At 51.8% G+C, this 17,934-nt stretch carries 16 protein-coding genes; 2 read left to right on the top strand and 14 right to left on the bottom strand.

Going from position 1 to position 17,934, the window contains the following annotated elements:
* Nucleotides 1-69: 69 nt before the first annotated feature.
* The gene (locus AB1656_05345; protein MEW6234793.1) at nucleotides 70-1,077 is read left to right on the top strand and encodes a hypothetical protein; all 1,008 of its coding nucleotides are present in this window, start codon (nucleotides 70-72) and stop codon (nucleotides 1,075-1,077) included.
* A gap of 121 nt (nucleotides 1,078-1,198) precedes the next feature.
* Here the strand turns inward: AB1656_05345 and fabF are convergent, their stop codons facing one another.
* The 12 genes from fabF to AB1656_05285 all read right to left on the bottom strand — a co-directional run bounded on the left by fabF (nucleotide 1,199) and on the right by AB1656_05285 (nucleotide 14,459).
* Complete coding sequence (gene fabF / locus AB1656_05340) at nucleotides 1,199-2,437, bottom strand: beta-ketoacyl-ACP synthase II (protein ID MEW6234792.1); 1,239 nt, start codon at nucleotides 2,435-2,437, stop codon at nucleotides 1,199-1,201.
* Nucleotides 2,438-2,465: 28 nt separating this feature from the next.
* A complete protein-coding gene (gene acpP, locus AB1656_05335; GenBank protein MEW6234791.1) occupies nucleotides 2,466-2,711 on the bottom strand; it encodes an acyl carrier protein in 246 nt (81 codons plus the stop codon).
* A gap of 201 nt (nucleotides 2,712-2,912) precedes the next feature.
* Entirely contained in the window at nucleotides 2,913-3,659 is a 747-nt protein-coding gene (gene fabG / locus AB1656_05330; GenBank protein MEW6234790.1) for a 3-oxoacyl-[acyl-carrier-protein] reductase, read from the bottom strand.
* Nucleotides 3,643-4,578 carry an ACP S-malonyltransferase gene (fabD, locus tag AB1656_05325; protein ID MEW6234789.1) on the bottom strand — a complete coding sequence of 312 codons (936 nt, stop codon included), beginning with the start codon at nucleotides 4,576-4,578 and terminating at the stop codon, nucleotides 3,643-3,645. The genes fabG and fabD overlap by 17 nt, the downstream gene beginning before the upstream one ends.
* Nucleotides 4,578-5,555: a beta-ketoacyl-ACP synthase III gene (locus AB1656_05320; protein ID MEW6234788.1), complete on the bottom strand. Its 978-nt coding sequence runs from the start codon at nucleotides 5,553-5,555 to the stop codon at nucleotides 4,578-4,580. Before AB1656_05320 ends, fabD begins: the two co-directional genes overlap by 1 nt.
* A gap of 20 nt (nucleotides 5,556-5,575) precedes the next feature.
* The gene (plsX, locus tag AB1656_05315) at nucleotides 5,576-6,568 is read right to left on the bottom strand and encodes a phosphate acyltransferase PlsX (GenBank protein MEW6234787.1); all 993 of its coding nucleotides are present in this window, start codon (nucleotides 6,566-6,568) and stop codon (nucleotides 5,576-5,578) included.
* Nucleotides 6,569-6,583: 15 nt separating this feature from the next.
* Nucleotides 6,584-6,751 (bottom strand): 50S ribosomal protein L32, encoded by a 168-nt coding sequence (gene rpmF, locus AB1656_05310; GenBank protein ID MEW6234786.1) that lies wholly within the window; start codon nucleotides 6,749-6,751, stop codon nucleotides 6,584-6,586.
* 52 nt (nucleotides 6,752-6,803) lie between these two features.
* Nucleotides 6,804-7,310 carry a pantetheine-phosphate adenylyltransferase gene (gene coaD, locus AB1656_05305; GenBank protein ID MEW6234785.1) on the bottom strand — a complete coding sequence of 169 codons (507 nt, stop codon included), beginning with the start codon at nucleotides 7,308-7,310 and terminating at the stop codon, nucleotides 6,804-6,806.
* A gap of 12 nt (nucleotides 7,311-7,322) precedes the next feature.
* A complete protein-coding gene (locus AB1656_05300) occupies nucleotides 7,323-7,883 on the bottom strand; it encodes an RsmD family RNA methyltransferase (protein ID MEW6234784.1) in 561 nt (186 codons plus the stop codon).
* 186 nt (nucleotides 7,884-8,069) lie between these two features.
* A complete protein-coding gene (locus AB1656_05295) occupies nucleotides 8,070-9,230 on the bottom strand; it encodes a cysteine desulfurase family protein (protein MEW6234783.1) in 1,161 nt (386 codons plus the stop codon).
* A 3-nt stretch (nucleotides 9,231-9,233) separates the two neighbouring features.
* Nucleotides 9,234-10,319, bottom strand: a complete 1,086-nt coding sequence (gene aroF / locus AB1656_05290) for a 3-deoxy-7-phosphoheptulonate synthase (protein MEW6234782.1) — start codon at nucleotides 10,317-10,319, stop codon at nucleotides 9,234-9,236.
* A 312-nt stretch (nucleotides 10,320-10,631) separates the two neighbouring features.
* Nucleotides 10,632-14,459: a CotH kinase family protein gene (locus tag AB1656_05285; protein ID MEW6234781.1), complete on the bottom strand. Its 3,828-nt coding sequence runs from the start codon at nucleotides 14,457-14,459 to the stop codon at nucleotides 10,632-10,634.
* 238 nt (nucleotides 14,460-14,697) lie between these two features.
* Between AB1656_05285 and dusB the strand changes: the two genes are divergently transcribed.
* Nucleotides 14,698-15,723, top strand: coding sequence for a tRNA dihydrouridine synthase DusB (dusB, locus tag AB1656_05280; GenBank protein ID MEW6234780.1), 1,026 nt, complete (start codon nucleotides 14,698-14,700; stop codon nucleotides 15,721-15,723).
* A gap of 41 nt (nucleotides 15,724-15,764) precedes the next feature.
* On the opposite strand, the gene AB1656_05275 is transcribed toward dusB, so the two are convergent.
* Together AB1656_05275 and AB1656_05270 are read right to left on the bottom strand one after the other, a co-directional pair.
* Nucleotides 15,765-16,760 (bottom strand): DUF4185 domain-containing protein, encoded by a 996-nt coding sequence (locus tag AB1656_05275; protein ID MEW6234779.1) that lies wholly within the window; start codon nucleotides 16,758-16,760, stop codon nucleotides 15,765-15,767.
* Complete coding sequence (locus AB1656_05270; protein ID MEW6234778.1) at nucleotides 16,757-17,896, bottom strand: serine hydrolase; 1,140 nt, start codon at nucleotides 17,894-17,896, stop codon at nucleotides 16,757-16,759. Before AB1656_05270 ends, AB1656_05275 begins: the two co-directional genes overlap by 4 nt.
* Between the last annotated feature and the right edge of the window lie 38 nt (nucleotides 17,897-17,934).

Raw genomic sequence — 17,934 nt, 5'->3', positions numbered from 1 at the left:
TAGCGTAGGTATAGTTCAATTTACTATACCTACGCTGATTTCTTGTATAATTAATATGAGGATAAAAAAATGTCTAACTTATTTCATAATATAAATTTAAAGTATGTTTTTACTACAAGGGCGTTATGCGTTATCATATTTACTATTTTAACATCAGTATCACGTTTATCTTTAGCCGATGACAAAATAATTTTGCCGCAAAAGCGGATCGACCTAGGTCTAAATGTTCAAGATAAAATAGGTGAGATTAAACAAATTTTTCATTTACATATTGATAATAATTTTAATAAAATTTTAAATATGTATTATCGACTTTATCAAAGTTTATCCGATCCTACTACAATTATATGGATGCAAGGCGCTCCTTATCATATTACTTTTGATTTATTTGATGAAAAAGTAATTGATAATGTAGAAATAAGTGTTGATGAATTGGATAGTATGGTAACAGGAAAAGATAGATGGGATAATAGAATAGAACTTGAAGACAGCAGAAATACTATTGGTAAGTTGTTTATCGATTATAAACAGGTGGATTATACATCGCAAAACCTGATAATTTCGCCCAATAAAAAGACAGTTGGCGGTACGGTTCAATATCATGCATTTCACTATGATGGGCATTTCGTTAATGACTATTATTTTAATCTACCGCGTTTGTGGAATGCTATAGATGGGAAAATACTCTATAAAGCCGAATATAACGAAGATTTATCTAAAGCGTTAGTCATCGAAACAAAATTCTCTTCCGACAGTCGTTTTTATTATGCAAGATATGCCATAGAATTTGAAGTCGATTTAATCGATACAACAAACTTTACCACCATCCCCGCCGAGGGCGATATCGCTTATACCTCCGACGTGCGCTATATGGTTACAGGACGCAACGGCAAGACTACGCTGGTGGATTTGACGACGATGGAGGAAATCCAGAAGTACGAAATCCAAGGCTACATGACCGCTTGCGCCTTCTCTCCGGACAACAAGGAGCTGTATATCGTCGACTCCTATCGCAAGCTCTACATATTCGACGCGCGTCTTCCTACACGGATTGTTGGTTGGGAGTTGTACGAATAAACAATTCATGAACTCAATCGGCTTGATCGAATTTATCTCGCCCATGCTTTTTTCCGGACAAAAACTAAGGGCGCGGAGGACCGCGCCCTGGCAGGATTGCGCTTGCATACAAACCGCCGGCTCATTCGAACTTTCGCGCCACCAATACGGCGTTGTGGCCGCCGAAGCCGAAGGAATTGGACATCGCCGTTTTGATTTTCTTCTCGCGGGCGATGTTGGGAACATAGTCCAGATCGCATTCCGGATCCGGCGTTGCGTAGTTGATCGTCGGCGGAATGACGCCATGTACGAGAGCCAAAACGCAGGCGATCAATTCCACTGCTCCCGCCGCGCCGAGGAGGTGGCCTGTCATCGATTTCGTCGAGCTAACGGGAACCTCTTTGGCGCGGGAATTGAGCAGATTCTTAATGGCGATCGTCTCGAACTTATCATTATAAGGCGTTGAAGTGCCATGCGCGTTGATGTAATCCAACTCCGCGTCCGGCAGTTTAGCGTCGTCCAGCGCCAGGCGCATGGCCTTGCAGGCACCGCGTCCTTCGGGATCGGGCATGGTGATGTGATGGGCGTCGGCGCTGATGCCATAACCGACGAGTTCGGCCAGGATGGGAGCGCCGCGCTTTTTGGCGCGTTCCAGTTCTTCCAAGACGACGATGCCGGCGCCTTCGCCCATGACGAATCCATCTCTGTCCAAATCGAAGGGACGGCTGGCTTTATCCGGTTCCTCGTTGCGGGTGGATAACGCTTTCATCGAGCAGAAGCCGCCAAAACCGAGCGGCGTGATCGAGCCTTCCGTTCCTCCAGCGAGCATGATGTCGGCGTCGCCCCGTTGAATAAAGCGCATAGCGTCGCCAATGCAATGATTGCCAGTGGCGCAGGCGGTAACGACGGACGTATTCGGTCCCCGCAAGCCCCAGCGAATGGAAACCATGCCCGCCGCCATGTTGATGATCAACATGGGAATGAGCAAGGGGCTGATGCGGCGCGGCCCTTTCTGATCGAGAACCTCTTTTTGCGTTTCCAGGGTTTGAATGCCGCCGATGCCGGAGCCGACCAGAACGCCCGCCCGCTCCTTGTCTTCTTTTTCGAAATCGAGTCCCGATCGATCGACCGCCATTTGCGCGGCGGCCATGGCGTATTGGATGAAGAGATCCATCCGCCGCGATTCTTTGGGATCGATATAACGATCCGGATCGAAATTCTTCACTTCGGCGGCGACTTTAGAAGAGAAGCCTTCCGTATTGAATTTTGCCAACAGGCCGGTTCCCGTGCGCCCATTGACCAGGGACGACCAAAAATCGCCAACCGTATTTCCCACGGGGGAAATGACGCCCATCCCCGTGACGACGACGCGTCGATCCATTTACCTTGTCTCCCGTCTGGTTCGATTCTCAAACATTGAGTTTATTCGTAATGTAATCGATGGCGTCGCCGACGGTCTTGATTTTTTCCGCTTCTTCTTCGGGGATTTCGTCGATTTCGAATTTCTCTTCGAAATCCATGACGAGTTCCACCGTATCGAGGGAATCGGCGCCGAGATCGCGCGTAAACGATTTGTCGCGGGTGATCTCTTCCTTGTCCACCTTCAATTTTTCCGCAATGATTTCGATAACTTTTTCTTGGATATTTTCGCTCACAAAACTTACCTCCTTTGCTTCGATATTCGCTATAGGAATTAAGCCGCTTCTAGCGGCTTTGATCGCTGATTGATTTTGTACTCCCTCATTCTAGTCGGAGGGATTAATCATAATGGTGGGCTACGCTTCGCTTTGAGCCCACCCTACGACTACTACTAGGATTTCTCTTCAATCGTGTAAACTGTTACCATCATTCATCATTTACATGGCCATGCCGCCATCGATGACGATAACCTGGCCAGTGATGTAAGCCGCTTCTTCGGAAGCCAAGAACGCGATGACGCTGGCGACTTCTTCCGGTTTGCCGTAGCGGTGGAGGGGAATCGCTTTCAAGGTGGCTTCCTTGACCTCTTCTTTGAGCGCCGCCGTCATCGCCGTATCGATAAAGCCCGGCGCTACGGCGTTGACGGTAACGTTGCGGGAGGCGAATTCCTTGGCGAGGGACTTCGTCATGCCGATCACGCCCGCCTTACTGGCCGCGTAGTTGACCTGGCCCGCATTGCCCATGATGCCCACGACGGAAGCGAGGTTGATAATCCTTCCTTCGCGGGCGCGAGTCATATATTTCGAAACGGCTTTCGCCATATAGAACGAGCCGCTTAGATTCACGCGTAAAACCAACTCCCAATCCGCTTCTTTCATGCGCAGGGCGAGGTTGTCGCGGGTGATTCCGGCATTATTGACCAGGATATCGATTTTTTCAAAGCGTTCGACGCAGTCGTCGACGATTTTTTGCGCGGCGGCGGAATCAGCGACGTCCGCCATCATGGCGCAAACGTCGAATCCCCGATCCTTCATTTCCTGTTCCGTTTTCTTCAATCCCTCTTCATCCAGATCGATCAATACGATCTTGGCGCCGCGTCCGGCGAGGCATTCCGCCGTACAGCGGCCAATGCCGCGCGATCCTCCGGTGATAAGAGCGACTTTTCCTTCAAGAGCTAAGGCCATAATCCTCGATTACCTTTCTGACGCCATCCCAGGAGGAGGCGCTGTGGCATGGAAAATCCTCGCGAATCGCTTTCGCCAAACCGCAGAGCACTTTTCCCGGTCCGACTTCGATGGCGGAGGAGCATACATAGGAGACGGCGTTCATGCAATCGATCCACCGCACTGGTTCGCAAAATTGTTTGATCAAATGAACGCGGATGATTTCGGGATCGGTTACAGGTTGGCCCGTATTATTGGATGCCAATGGAATCCTTGGCGGCTTGATTTCGATCGCTTGAAGAAATTCCGCGAATTGCGATTGCGCTTCTTGCATGAGCGCCGAATGAAAAGCGGCGCTGACCGCGATGGGAATCACTTTTTTCGCACCGCGATTCTTTAAAAGCGGCGCCGCTTTTTCCACGGCGGCTTTCTCGCCCGTAATTACAGTTTGCTTGGGAGAATTCAAACCGGCGACGCTTAATATTCCGTCTTTCCACGACGAACAGAAATCGGAAATTTCCTCGCCGCTCATCCCCAAAACCGCCGCCATAGAACCTTCTTTTTTCGATTCATGCATCAAGCGCGCGCGTTCAGCGATGACTTTCAGGCCCGTAGCGAAATCCCAGGCGCCATTTACGGTCAACGCGGGATATTCGCCGGCGCTGTGTCCCGCCGTTATTGCAGGTTCGAGTCCAGCTTCCATCAGGATTTCCGCCAAGACGCAACTATGAACGTAAAGAGCGGGCTGCGTATAAAGCGTGAGATTGAGATTGCCGCCGCCCGCCGGACGGGATAGGGCTTCGACGGACCATCCTAGAATATCTTCCGCTTGGCGGTAACGTTGGGAAGCTAAAGCCGACGTTTCTATAAGATCAAGCCCCATTCCCGCGGTTTGAGAACCCTGGCCAGGGAAGAGGAAAGCGATTTTATTCTTTTTCATTAAAACTGCACTAAACTCGCGCCCCAGGTCAAGCCGCCCCCGAACGAGACGAGAAGAGCGATGTCTCCTTTTTGCAATCGTCCATCCTGCAACGCTTCGTGAATGGCGATGGGAATCGTCGCCGCCGAAGTGTTGGCGTATTTCTCGATGTTAAGATAAAACTTCTCCATCGGAATTCCCAGCCGTTTGGCTACTGCCTCAAGAATGCGAATATTGGCTTGGTGGGGAATGACGATGGAGATGTCCTCTATCGTCAGGCGGGCGCGTTGAAGCACGTCGAGACTGGATTGCGCCATAGCCCGCACGGCGTATTTGAAGATTTCCTTGCCGTTAAGATAAAGGTAATGCTTTTTCTGGCGAATGGCTTCTTCCGATATGGGGATGCGGGAGCCGCCGCAAGGTTGATAAAGCAATTCCACGGCGCCGCCGTCGGATCCCAAGACCGTATCGATGACGCCGGCGCTGCCATTCGGCTGAAGTATCGAAGCTCCGGCGCCATCGCCGAAAAGGACGCAGGTATTCCTGTCGCTCCAATCGACGACTTTCGTCAAGCAATCGACGCCGACGAGGAGAACATTCTTATAGCGGCCGGATTCGATATAGGCTTGCGCTACAGACAGTCCATAAATATAACCCGAACAAGCGGCGGAAAGATCGAAGGCCATCGCGTTTTTGGCGCCGATGCGCTGCTGAAGGACGCAAGCCGTCGCCGGAAAAACGTAATCGCCGGAAATGGTGGCCAAAAGGATGGCATCGATCTCTTCGGGCGCCATTTCCACCGCTTTCAACGCTTGTTTGGAAGCGGCGCAGGCGAGATCAGAAGCCGCTGTGGATTCATCCGTCAACCGCCGTTCGAACATGCCCGTTCTCTCGCGGATCCACGTATCGGAGGTATCGACGATTTTTTCCAAATCGTAATTGTTTAAGATTCGCTCCGGCACGGCCATGCCAGTGGATACAATATGCGCTCGCGCCACGGATCTACCTCTTTTCCTGCTTAATGAGTCGTAATGTGGGCGTTTTTCAACGCCTTTTCGATTTCATGATAAGGACATTTTTCCGCCACAATCTTGGCGGCGCGGATGCCGCTGGCGATGGCGCGGGGACCGGAGCGTCCATGGCCGATCAAACAGTTGCCATTGACGCCGAGCATCGTCGCTCCTCCATAGCCGGTGTAATCCACGCGCCGCATGGTTTCCTTAAAAAAAGCCATGCGATGTTCGGCGTCGATATCCTTGCCGAGAACATGGTCGGTTTCCATCTCCAAAGCGCGGGCGAACATTTCCACCAGGCCTTCGCCGAATTTCAGAACGACGTTGCCGACAAAACCGTCGCAGACGATTACGTCGAATTTGCCTTCCATGATGTCTACGCCCTCGGCGTTGCCCGCAAAATGAATGGGCGCCTGTTTTAAAAGCTGCGCCGCTTTGCGGGTCAACTCGTTGCCTTTGCTTTCCTCTTCGCCGATGGAAAGCATGCCGACTCGCGGCTTCTTAACGTTGAAGGCGAGATGGGAATAGGCGGAACCCATGACGGCGAAATGAAGAAGATGTTCCGGCTTGCAATCGACGGTTACGCCGACGTCAAGCAGCAAGGTATACCCTTTGAGCGTCGGCATGGGGGCGACGATCGCAGGGCGGGAGATATTCGGCAACCGTCCCAAAACGAAGAGAGCAAAAGCCATGGTCGCGCCCGAATTTCCCATCGAGAGCAGAGCGTCCGCTTTCCCTTCCTTGACCAGCATGGTCGCTACGGCGATGGATGAATCCGTCATCTTTTTGACAGCGGTGGATGGGGATTCGTGCATTCCCACAACGCCGGGAGCATCAACAATTTGCAGGGGAAGATCGGCGCAAGAGCCTTCCAAAACGCTTCGCCGCCCGACTAACAGAATTTCGGTTTTCTGATCTTCGGAGAGAAAACTTCTTACGCCGGCGATAACATCCGCCGGAGCGCGGTCTCCTCCCATAGCGTCCACCGCGATTCTCATCCCATTCCCCTCAGCTTAGACAACGAAACGATCTTTGTAATATCCGCAATTCGGACAAACGCGATGGGGCATTTTCATTCCCCGGCAATTGGGGCATTCGACTAACGAAGCTGGTTTAATGGCGCATTGCGAACGCCCCATGCGGCTTTTGGATTTCGACTTGCGATGTTTAGGATGAGCCATGACGTTAACCTCTTTTTTATTCAAATAATGAATCGTACTAGTTATCGTTTTGTTAGACCGGCAATTTTATTTTCTGTTGACGGCGTTCCATCAAGCGGCGCTCTACCAGAGGGGGCACAAAGGCGGAAACGTCTCCGCCAAGCCGAGAAATCTCTTTAACTAATGTTGCGCGAAGAAAAATATGCTCTTCGCTGGGCGCCATAAAAATGGTTTCGATATCTTGCGCCATTCTCCGGTTGGTTAGAGCCAATTCGAATTCGTATTCGAAGTCGGAAACAGCTCGAAGCCCTCGCAGAATGACATGCGTATGGTTCATGCGCATATAATGAACCAACAGTCCATCGAAGGAATCTATAATAAAATCGCCTTCGATTCCTTTCACCGCTTCCCGCAGCATGGCCAACCGTTCCTCTAAGGTAAACAAGGGACTTTTGCCGGGATTGGAGACGACAGCGACGATGAGCCGCTCGAATAATTTGGCGCCTCGCTCGATCAAATCCAAATGACCGTAGGTTACTGGATCGAAACTGCCCGGATATACGGCGATGGAATGGGACATTCCCATTGCCTCCTATAGGCTTTCGCCGTAGTATCGCCCGAAGAAAAAGAGACAGGCTTTACCGTAAATCCTTCGGTCGAGAAGGCGAAGATAATTGGAGCCCATCTCCGCGCAATTCTCTACCGGACGCGCGGCGACGATCAACTTTTCGGAGCCGATGACGCCGCGGTCGACGAGGTCATCGAGAAAATTATCCTTGACCCGGCGCGGCGGATCAAGGAACGCAATGTCCCAATCCGACCATTCGCTGGAATTCCCGCCGAGTTGAAATACGTCGCTCGTCCACACTCGGGCGCGATCCTTATCCACTTGAAAAACCTCAAGCGTTTTTCGGATGGCATCCGCCGCCTGGCGGCGCATTTCCACGAAAGTAACTCTGCTAGCGCCCCGGCTGAGGGCTTCAAGGCCGACGGAGCCGCTGCCCGCGAACAAATCGGCGAAACGCGCATCGACGACCGCATCGCCAAGGATGTTAAACAACGCTTCGCGCACCATTTCGCTCATTGTTTCCAAGGAACGATCATGCGGGACATGGATCGTCCTGTTTTTGAATTCTCCGGCAACGATGCGCATCTTATTCTTCTACGCGCTTGATCGAATTTCGATTTATAACTTTTTTATAAGCAAGAAAGCATAAGAACACTTTCCATGCTTGCGCTTGATGGACAATTCGGAAAATCGCACATGTTTTACCGAAGGAAACAAGCGGCAAATCGAAATTAAAACAAGAAAAATAGTATAAAACTTAAACGCCGGAAATCAAGCGACATGCTTCGCTTGTTGGCGAAGCCAAGAACCAATTCTATCAGAAGCTTCTTCAATATCGTTTTCCGTCGTAAATCGTCCCAAGCTAAAACGTACGCCTTCCATCGCTTCGTCGCGGCTCCAACCCATGCTTATCAAAATGGCAGAGGCTTCCGTCGATCCCGAAGCGCAAGCAGGGCCGGAGGAACAACATACTCCGAGCCGATCCAAAGCGTCGACAACACGTTCCCCTTTCAAGCCAACGAATCGGACATGCAGCGTATTAGGCAGAGCCTTTTCCGGCGTAATGGTTCGGATAACGTTGGTTTGTTCCGAAAGACGCCGCCAAAGACGATCCGTCAACCGAGAGAGACGCCGATTCTCGCCGTCGCGGTTTCGCGTCATCCATTCCGCCGCCGCTCCAAATCCCACGGCGCCGGGAACGTTGACGGTTCCGCCCCGCATTCCCCCTTCTTGCGAACCGGGGAAAAGCGGCTTCAATAGGGAAGGAGCCGTCGTCAGCAGGGCGCCAATTCCTTTCGGACCGTACATTTTATGCGCTGAAAGGGAAATGGCCGTAACGCCCCATTGTTTGAATCCGCCATTGATGCGTCCCGCCCATTGGGCGGCGTCGGCATGAAAAAAAGTTCGGCGATTCCTCAATTTTTCCGCTATATTCTTCAAAGGCTGGATGGCGCCGGTTTCGTGGTTAACCGCCATGACGGAAACGATATCCCATTCGTCATCCGAATCGAAAAAACGAATATCGACAATTCCTTCCCGCGTCGCCGGGATCGTCTTCACGATTGCGCCCAAGCGTTTTAACGCCTCACCGCAAGCGGCGACGCAGGGGTGTTCCAACGAGCTTAACGCGACGGTTATGGAAGACGCTTCTCTTCCCTCTTCCAGCAGCCTATCGAAACGCCCCAACAAGGCGAGAAAATTGGCTTCCGTCGCTCCGCTGGTAAAAATCGTTTCCCCTGATTCTCCTTCCGCCAAGCCGGCGATTTGCTCTCTCGCCGCTTCAATAGCGGCCCAAGCGGCTTGTCCCGCCTGGTGGCGGCTGGCGGGGTTTGCGAAGACGTCATGCCAATAGGGGCGCATGGCTGCTTCCGCTTCGTCGGACAGCGGGGCCGCGGCGTTGTAATCCAGATAAATTCGCCTGTCCTCGCCCATATTTCATCCAACGGATACTTTCGCCATCTCCGCCGAAGGTTTTTTCCCCACGGCTTTGATGATGGGAATCAAACGCTTCATAATGTCTTTGAATCCCTCTTCGTCGAGCGATTGGGCGCCATCCGACCATGCTTTGGAGGGGTTGGGATGAATTTCGAGGATGATTCCATGACAACCGCAGGCGGCGGAAGCCAGACACATCGGCGGAACCAGATCCGAACGGCCCGTGCCGTGGCTGGGATCAACGATGACGGGCAAATGCGTCAATTTCTGCAAAGCGGGAACGGCGTTAAGGTCCAAAGTGTTGCGGTATTTCGTCTCGAAAGTGCGGATTCCCCTTTCGCATAGAATTACGTTATTGTTTCCTACGGAAACGATGTATTCGGCGGACATGAGCCACTCGTCGAGCGTGGTGGACATGCCGCGCTTCAAGAGTACGGGACGCCTGGTGGAACCCAGCGACTTCAGCAGCATGAAATTCTGAATGTTGCGGGCGCCGATTTGGATGATATCCGCATAGCGGTCGAGAAGTTCCAGATGGTGGGCGTCCATGAGTTCCGTTACGACGGCTAAGCCGAATTCATGCCGCGCTTCCGCAAGAAGTTTCAAGCCTTCTTCTTCCAATCCCTGAAAACTGTAGGGCGAGGTTCTGGGCTTAAATGCGCCTCCGCGCAGAAAACTGGCGCCGTATTCCTTGGCGATGCGGGCGCTCTTTATGATTTGATCGTGCGTTTCCACGGAACAGGGACCCGCCATGACGACGAATTCAGAACCGCCAATGGATACTTTCTTTTTGCCTTCTTTCCATGAAAATTCGACATGGATGATCGTATCCGGACGAAACATCCCTTTCCGTACCTCGCGGCAGACTAGTTTATAAGGCGGAAGGATGTATTCCACCTTGTCAACCATCGGCTGGCTGACTAGACGTTCGTATAATCCCTCTTTTCCTCTCTCGTCTCCCACCGCCGCCAGAACGGTTAGGTTGGTTCCATGAATGGGATGAACGGAATATCCCAAATCTTCGATAACCGCTTCCACATTTTCGATATCTTCTTTTGTGGCGTTGGAATTCATGGTAATAATCATAATAGCGCCTCAAATCATTGCCCTTGCGTACATAGGAACATCGTCAAAGAGGAATTCAATTTCGCGAACGGATATTCATTCAAGCGATGATAAAATTCCAATGGCAAAATACGGGTGGCGGCGTTTGATCCTGTTAAACTCCGCCATTTCATGATGTTTTCAAGTAGATATGTTTTGTGATAACCGCTCTGGATGACGCGAAGAAAATGGCATGATTGGAAGATTTTTACAAAAAATAATCCTCTCAATCATAGAGTGAAAATTATAGATTCTATCCGAAATAAATAAAGGCGTACAAGTTTTTCGCTATTCTTAACGCCATAATGGATTCGGAAATTCTCCAAAATAAAACCAGTCCGATATGGGCGTTGCGGGATCGTACTCGAAAGCCCCGGCGTCTGGGAGGGAATTCATTGGACGAAGGCGTCCATCAAAATCCTTTGTTATGTTCATGTCCACGCCGGCTTCGATCAATGGAGACCCCCAACGAGGATGAAAATCGCCAGCGGCGGGATCGGCGAAAAGCGGATCTCGCGAAAAATTGGCGCCGTCTTGGGGCCAACCCATGATATCGCTATGAACGATATTCCACGAGGAACGGTTATCAGCGGCGATCGGTTGTTGAGCATCCCAAACGACGCAGTTTACGATAGACGCCGCGCCTTCTCCTTGCCCAACGACGCCAGTGACGGATTGAACAATCGTATCGTGAATCAGTTGCGCTTGGGAGCGATTCGCCAAGGAAACGCCAATAGTATTGCGCCAGAAAACATTGTTGACTAGCAAGGGAGCACCCTCTCCTTCGGAAGATAAGCCATTCATCGAGCAGCTTTCCACCCAATTGTTTTCGACAATGGAAGAACAAAGAGAAAGAGCGATCCCTGACTTTGCGCCTTCTACGCGATTACCCCGGACAAGGGAAGGCGAGCCGAATTCGCCGCGCAGATCGATTGCGTTGCCGGATTCACTCATGTTTTGGAAGCGATTACCCTCGATCAGAGAATCGCAGGCTTCGGCGGAGATTCCGCCTTTTGTCTTCCGAAATCGATTATTCCGCAGAGTCAAGTTCGACCGGAAGGCGTTAACGCCGAGAGAATCCATATCCGAGAATTCGCAATTTTCAATAACGGCGGGAGTAAAACGAGTCGCAACAGCGGCGCGATAGTCCGTCCCATTGAAAGAATATGGACGAACGTTGGAGAAACGAACGCAGGTTAGGCGAAGCGGCCCCGCGGCGGCGTCGGCGGCGATTCCACCCCAAGGATTCGCAGCATCCATCGCCGAAAAAAGAATGGGAGCGTCTTCACTGCCTATGGCGGAAAGAGTCCCGTAAACGATGATGGCGGCGCTCGGAGCGGCTTGCACTTCCACTCCCGGTTCGATCGCAAGAGTTACGTTTTCCGGTATGATGAGCGTTTGTTCCAATAAGATCGGATGGTTCCGTTTTGTCCATATTGCGTCGCCGCTTAAGGCCATAGCGCCATCCGGCGGCGCATCGCCTTGAATAACGGAAAAACGGGTGGCGTCGATGACTTTTCCGGCAGCGTCAAGGGCTTCGATATGGAAACTGTTGCGTCCCATTTTCAAATTGGCGATATACTCCCAACGGGGAATCCAGGCGGTATAATCCGCCGGATTGCCATTGACTAGAATCCGCTTCGTACGCGAGGGATCCGCCGCTCCATATAAGCGCGCCATTTCCCCGCCCGATAGCTGGGCATCAAGGCTGATGGCTAAGGATAAATCGGAACTATCGATGTTGACGTTGACGCCGACGGCGGCGAGAACGTTTTCGCCGGGAAGAAGGTAAGCGGACGGATCGGCGATCGTATAACTCAGAACGCTATCGGCCTCATTGGAACTATCCGCCAGACTATCGAAAAGAGGCGTTTCCCCTACATTGTCGCGGGCGATTTCCGCTCCGTTGAGATAGGCGGCGAAGCCGTCGTCCACCAGCGCATGAAGAGTCAGATAGGAATAACGCTGGGGATCGGATAGATGGAATGTTTTGCGGGTGAAGACCGTCGTATAACGATTCATCATGTCGGATAGGATCGTGCGGTCGTCGTTATCGGAATAGCCGAATCCCGATGGGCCGGTTTCCCAGGACGAATCGTCAAATCCGTTCTGCGTCCATCCCAAAGGATCGGCGGATGGCGATCGAACGCCGCGAAAATACCGCCATTCTTCTCCATCCGCCACAATGGATTCCGGTTTCGAATTGATAGTCTCTATGCGGCAGGAGATAGATCGGGGAATTGATGAAAGGATGAACTCGCGCAATTCTCTGGCGATGCCTTTGATTTCCAGCCGCCGTTTTTCGTCACTGACGGGCGCCGTCATTTCGATAATAGAATCGACGGCGTCTTGCGGCAGTTCGTTATTGAGGAGGGATAGCAAATCCTGATAATAGAACGATGCGAAGGCGGGATGACGCAACAACCGTTGCGCGGAGGGCGTTCCATGATGGTGGATGGTCTGGAACGGTTTTGCGAAGACGCTGTCCAAATCCCAAGGCAATAAATAAAAAAGATCGTCGGCGGGATAACGATAGATATAATAATCGTCGCCTCGTTCAAGAGAAATTCCGCCTTCCAAGTCATTTAAGAATTCTTTTAAGGCGAACCAGCGAATCCATTGCTGGACATTGATCCGTTTGGCGACCGCTGCGGGAAATTCGGAATCCGTAGATTGAGAAAAAGCCTCGCATAGACGGACGATGTCCGAGAAATCGTCCTCCAATTCATTAGTTTCTTTAATATAATTTGTTCGGTAATATTTCGGATCTTTTCCGCGATAATCCAGGTTGGCCTGTTCGACGCCGCGATAGAGGTTTCCGTCGCCATCGCCGAAAAGCCGCTGCATCATGTATTTGTCGCACCGTTCGACTTGGAGATAATTATGGACGAAGGTTTGGTTGAAAGCCAAGGATACGAATTGCTTTTCAGGGGCGGGCAACCGCAGCCGTTTGAAGCATTCCAAGCCGATGAATTGGCGGTCGACGTTCTGAGAGTTAAGGTCCAACTTGCGGATTGAACCGAAATGGCGAGTTTCTGTGAAATTAACGCGGTAGGATTTCGGCTCTTTATATCGGGAACCTTTGCCGCGAAAACGCACGCCAACGTTATAATAAATATCATTTCCGTAAATAAAGGACGAGTCCAATTCCACATTGCTATTGGGATCGCGCCGGCGCAAATCGATTTCGTCGGCGGTGCGCATGACGATGCGGTATAACGGCAGGCCGGTTGAATAATGCGCATCGTCCACAAGATAAATAGCGGCGCGTTTTGTTCCATCCAAAGGAAAAAAGCCGGAAACGCCGCCGATATCCTTGGCTTCTACGTAAAAATCAACCACTGTTCCCGTGGGAAAAGGAGGAATGACGCCTCCAAAAATTCCATCGCCCTTCATGCCGTCGCCATGAAGACCGTCATCGGCCATTTCCGCTTCGGCGAATGTCGAGTTGTATTCCGGCTTGTAATAAAGCTTGTGGATTAGAATCGGAAAGGGGTGGATAAAGCGGGCGGTTATCGTTACGCTTTGCGTGGAATTGGGAACGGCGGGTTTTTGCGCCGCTTCCGTTACGATGGGAAACGGCGCGTCGACGGCGGCCTGATTTTTCCTTCTAGGCGTACCATCCGCCGGACCGGCTTGCCAACTATTGGGATGATTGGAATCCATACGAGGGTGCTTGCGTTCCAGGGAAGGGCCGTAGCCGTCCGCCGTGGAAGGCCAGCCGACTTCGTCACAGTACAACACGGAATCGACGGGACGATTGGCTGCATCCTCCAAGACCACCCGTTCGCCTTTATTGTTTAGTTGACCCTGATAAGGCCCCCAAACTGACGCATCGCCATATTTTGCAAGAAAAGCCTCCGGCGAGGGAGAAACGATGAGATACCCTCCCGCCGCTAACCGAGCGCCTTTGGGAAATTGATAGTTAATTCCATCTACGAAAGCCCATCCCGATAGATCGGCGTCGACCATATCGGGATTGTAAAGTTCGACGAATTCTTCATCCGCGCGCAAAGTGGAGGGACGGTACATGATTTCATTTATGACGATGGCGGCGTTCGAGGTTGAGCATATTGCGGCGAAAAAGTAGAAGCTGACTAGAAAATATAGGGATTTCAACAAAAAATTCGCTCCCTTCAAATGGCACGTAAATCATTCAACGATAAGGTTTTCGTTGAATACAATAGCACAAACTCGCTCATCCGTCCCCTATCGATATCGAGGGGCAGGAATGAATTCGTCCTAATCTTTGTTTTACATGATTACGATACTGCCAATACCATCGTATAATTGCTTATTAGATCAAGTCGAATTAGGATTATTGAAAAAGATAAACCCATTTATTCATGAAAGTTGAATCATGGCTGTTAAATCCCCGCGCGCTGAAAAACCCGATTATCGCTTCCCTCTTCTTATGCTGGCTCCCATTGCGGGCGTCAACGACCGGGCGGCGAGGGAAATCGCGCGCGAACATGGCTGCCCGCTCACGTTTTCCGAACTCGTCAGCGCCAGGGGGTTGCAGGAAAGAAATGCCGGTTCCATGCAAATGCTGGAAGAATGCCGCGGCGAACATCCCCTCGTTTTTCAAATCTTCGGCAGCGAGCCGGACAGCGTCTACGACGCCGTGCGCATGGCGGAGGAACTCGGCGTCGAGGGCGTCAATCTGAATCTCGGTTGCCCAGTAAAAAAAGTATTCAAAAACCGATCCGGCTGCGGCCTTTCCATCTTTCCCGCCGATCTTGTGCGCGTCCTGCGCGCCATGCGCAAGGCGGCGGCCGGGCATCTTTCGGTCAAAATCCGCGCCGGCGTCAATCTCAATTCGCTCAACTACCGCATTATCGGCGACATTGCCCAAGGCGAAGGATGCGACGCCGTCATCTTCCACGCCCGCACCCGCCTTATGGGCTTTGGCGGCGAGGCGCAATGGGATTGGATTGCTGATCTGAAGCAATACCTGGATATTCCCGTCATCGGCAACGGCGACGCCGTCGATCCCATCTCCACCAAAAAAATGCTGGATTATACCCATTGCGACGGCGTCATGATTGGCCGAGGGGCTTACGGGAATCCTTGGATTTTCCGGCGCATTCTCCACTTTCTTGATACGGGAGAGATTCTTCCCGAGCCGGAATTGGAGGAAAGAATCAATGTCTTCCTGCATCATCACCAGCTCGCCGTGCAATGGAAAGGCGAACGCAAGGCGATATTCGAAATGCGCAAGCATCTCGGCTGGTACGTCAAAGGGTGGCCGAATGTAAAGAACTTGCGGGAAAGAGTGTACCAGTTGGAAAGTTTCGATGAGATTGCGCTTGCCGTTCGAGAATGGCTGGAATCTGCTTTATCCATTTACGATGCGGAGAAAATGGTGGGCTATGCTTCGCTTTGAGCCCACCCTACTTTACTGCTTCGATTTGAAAGACATATTTCTCAATTCAGCATAACCTTCCGCACGCAAAAGGCGTCATTGATTCCAACTCCCGAAAAAACCAGATAAAAACTATTATCGTTCGGATCAATCCACTTCGCGGGAATGCGGTAGCCGTGCGTTCCTGGCAAATCCCACGATTCCGTACAATAGGCCGTCGTCCACGGCCCCCACGGCTCCGGCGCTTCGAATAAGCCCCAGCCACCTTCATGGTTGAATCCCAACGCCAGCAAATAGCGCTTGATCCCCGGATGATAAACGGCGTCCACGCGCTGGCAATGATGGGGATATGCGAAAACCGGTTTTCTTTCCGCGAGCGCAGACGCCCACTGCGGTTGGTTGGAAGCATCCAAGCCCGCAAAGAATTGATAGGAAGAAGCGTCCTTGATGCGGCTCTTGGGACATCTTGCCAAGATCAGCCCATCATTCGATTCGTAAGCGCTGGAGCCGTCTTGCGAGTAAGTATATACATAATCGTCGCGGGCGCCTTCGTAATTTTTACCGAAGTTGAGAAAAGCGGGACTGCCGAAACTTTCCGTAAATTTAAATCCCCATTCCCACGTTGCGCCGTGATCGCCGGACCAAGCCAGCGTTGCGTTTCCCGTATTGCGAATCCAAATATAAAGAACACCGTCCACCATCAGCATTCCGCTGGCCTTGGCGCCTTTCGCTCCATCGCCAAAACGTTCGCCGGACGATGTGCGAATATTAATGCCTACAAATTGTTCCGGCAAACCGATGATTTTTGCGAATCCCTGGCTGACTTTTTTAGGGATGCGGGGTTCGAATCCCCAGCCGTCGCCGTAAGAGGTATAGATATCGCCATCGTCCGCCCAGGTCATCGGCCAATTGTCACTGTCTGCGGCCTTGCGGATAATGGAAGCGGTTGGAGCGAAACGAACGCTCTTGATAATGGGACTTGGAGGATAGGGAGGCTCGGCGCCTGCGCCTGGTATAACGCAGAATCCCAGCAAGAGCAAAATAAGCGGATGCTTCACGGATTGACGGCCTCCATCAGAGGATTGATTAAGTATTCTTCGATACCGCCCCAAAAACTGTCCTTCTGCATCAACTCGCCGAAACGGACGGCGATCATGTCGAGACTGGGAATCACCAATAATACCTGGTTGCCCGCACCCGCGCCCATAAAGGCGTCGCGGGGCAGTTTGGACAAAACGCCGTCGGAATTCACCCACCATGCCAAACCGGAGCGGGGGCATGGCCCTTCTCCCGGTCCGCGATAGGGCGTTGGCGTTCCCGCGTCGGATACTACGCGCGAAATCCAATCCGCATCGAGAATCCGCTTCCCTTCCCAATCGCCTCGGCGCAGCATAAGCCGCCCAACTTGCGCCACGGCGCGGGCGGTATAGGCGCCTCCGCCCCAATTGGCGACGAGATGCAAACCGCCGATGTCATAGGTCGCGCCATAGCCGAAAGACCATTCCTTTTCGGGAACGCCGATGGGATTCATTACGCGCTCGCGCAACAAAGCTCGGATATCGGGATAGGGCGAATCTCGATAAGCAGAAATTACAGCGTAAGAAAGCATTGCCATGCCGGGATTGCTGTATTCAAAACCAGCGCCCGGTTTGAATTTCATCGGCGCCCAGTCGCGGGCGATGGTGAAGGGATCGGGGTCTTTTTTCCAAAAGCGGCTTTTCCAACCCCCCGCTTCCAGATGACCCATCCCAGCGACTCCCGCGTCTTCGATGCCGGAGGAGTGGGTGGCGAGATGGCGGATTGTGATCCCCGCGCGAGTGGGATCGTCTTTCCAATCGGAAATATACTTATCGGCGGGATCGTCGATATTCAATTTTCCATCCTGCAAGGCAAGAAGCAAGGACATGCCGCCTACGAGCGCCTTGGCCAATGAAGCCGTGTAATGGGGACGATCCGGCGCCATTTTATCGGAATACCATTCGAGAACGACGCGGTCATGCCGGACGACTAAGATGGCGGCGGTGGAATGCGCCTGCAAAGTCTCCAGCAAGGCGTCGATCTTTTCGTCTTTCATACCCACATCTTCCGGCGCGGCTTTCGTCCATTGAAAGGAAGCGCCGCTCTCCTCGCAATGGGCGGGGGGAATGAACAATAAACAAGAAAAAAACGGAATAAGAATGAATGCGCTTAGCATATTCATATCCATAATCATTTTTTAGAAAAAGAATAAAC

It is taken from the genome of Candidatus Omnitrophota bacterium, assembly GCA_040755155.1.
Lineage (GTDB): Bacteria > Hinthialibacterota > Hinthialibacteria > Hinthialibacterales > Hinthialibacteraceae > JBFMBP01.
This window is presented reverse-complemented; position numbering and strand designations above follow the sequence as displayed.

Bases quoted from the DNA above. Each gene is read 5' to 3' on its own strand.
- AB1656_05345 (MEW6234793.1), top strand. From the start codon at position 70: ATGTCTAACTTATTTCATAATATAAATTTAAAGTATGTTTTTACTACA.
- fabF (MEW6234792.1), bottom strand. From the start codon at position 2,437: ATGGATCGACGCGTCGTCGTCACGGGGATGGGCGTCATTTCCCCCGTG.
- fabG (MEW6234790.1), bottom strand. From the start codon at position 3,659: ATGGCCTTAGCTCTTGAAGGAAAAGTCGCTCTTATCACCGGAGGATCG.
- fabD (MEW6234789.1), bottom strand. From the start codon at position 4,578: ATGAAAAAGAATAAAATCGCTTTCCTCTTCCCTGGCCAGGGTTCTCAA.
- plsX (MEW6234787.1), bottom strand. From the start codon at position 6,568: ATGAGAATCGCGGTGGACGCTATGGGAGGAGACCGCGCTCCGGCGGAT.
- rpmF (MEW6234786.1), bottom strand. From the start codon at position 6,751: ATGGCTCATCCTAAACATCGCAAGTCGAAATCCAAAAGCCGCATGGGG.
- coaD (MEW6234785.1), bottom strand. From the start codon at position 7,310: ATGTCCCATTCCATCGCCGTATATCCGGGCAGTTTCGATCCAGTAACC.
- AB1656_05300 (MEW6234784.1), bottom strand. From the start codon at position 7,883: ATGCGCATCGTTGCCGGAGAATTCAAAAACAGGACGATCCATGTCCCG.
- AB1656_05295 (MEW6234783.1), bottom strand. From the start codon at position 9,230: ATGGGCGAGGACAGGCGAATTTATCTGGATTACAACGCCGCGGCCCCG.
- aroF (MEW6234782.1), bottom strand. From the start codon at position 10,319: ATGATTATTACCATGAATTCCAACGCCACAAAAGAAGATATCGAAAAT.
- dusB (MEW6234780.1), top strand. From the start codon at position 14,698: ATGGCTGTTAAATCCCCGCGCGCTGAAAAACCCGATTATCGCTTCCCT.
- AB1656_05270 (MEW6234778.1), bottom strand. From the start codon at position 17,896: ATGCTAAGCGCATTCATTCTTATTCCGTTTTTTTCTTGTTTATTGTTC.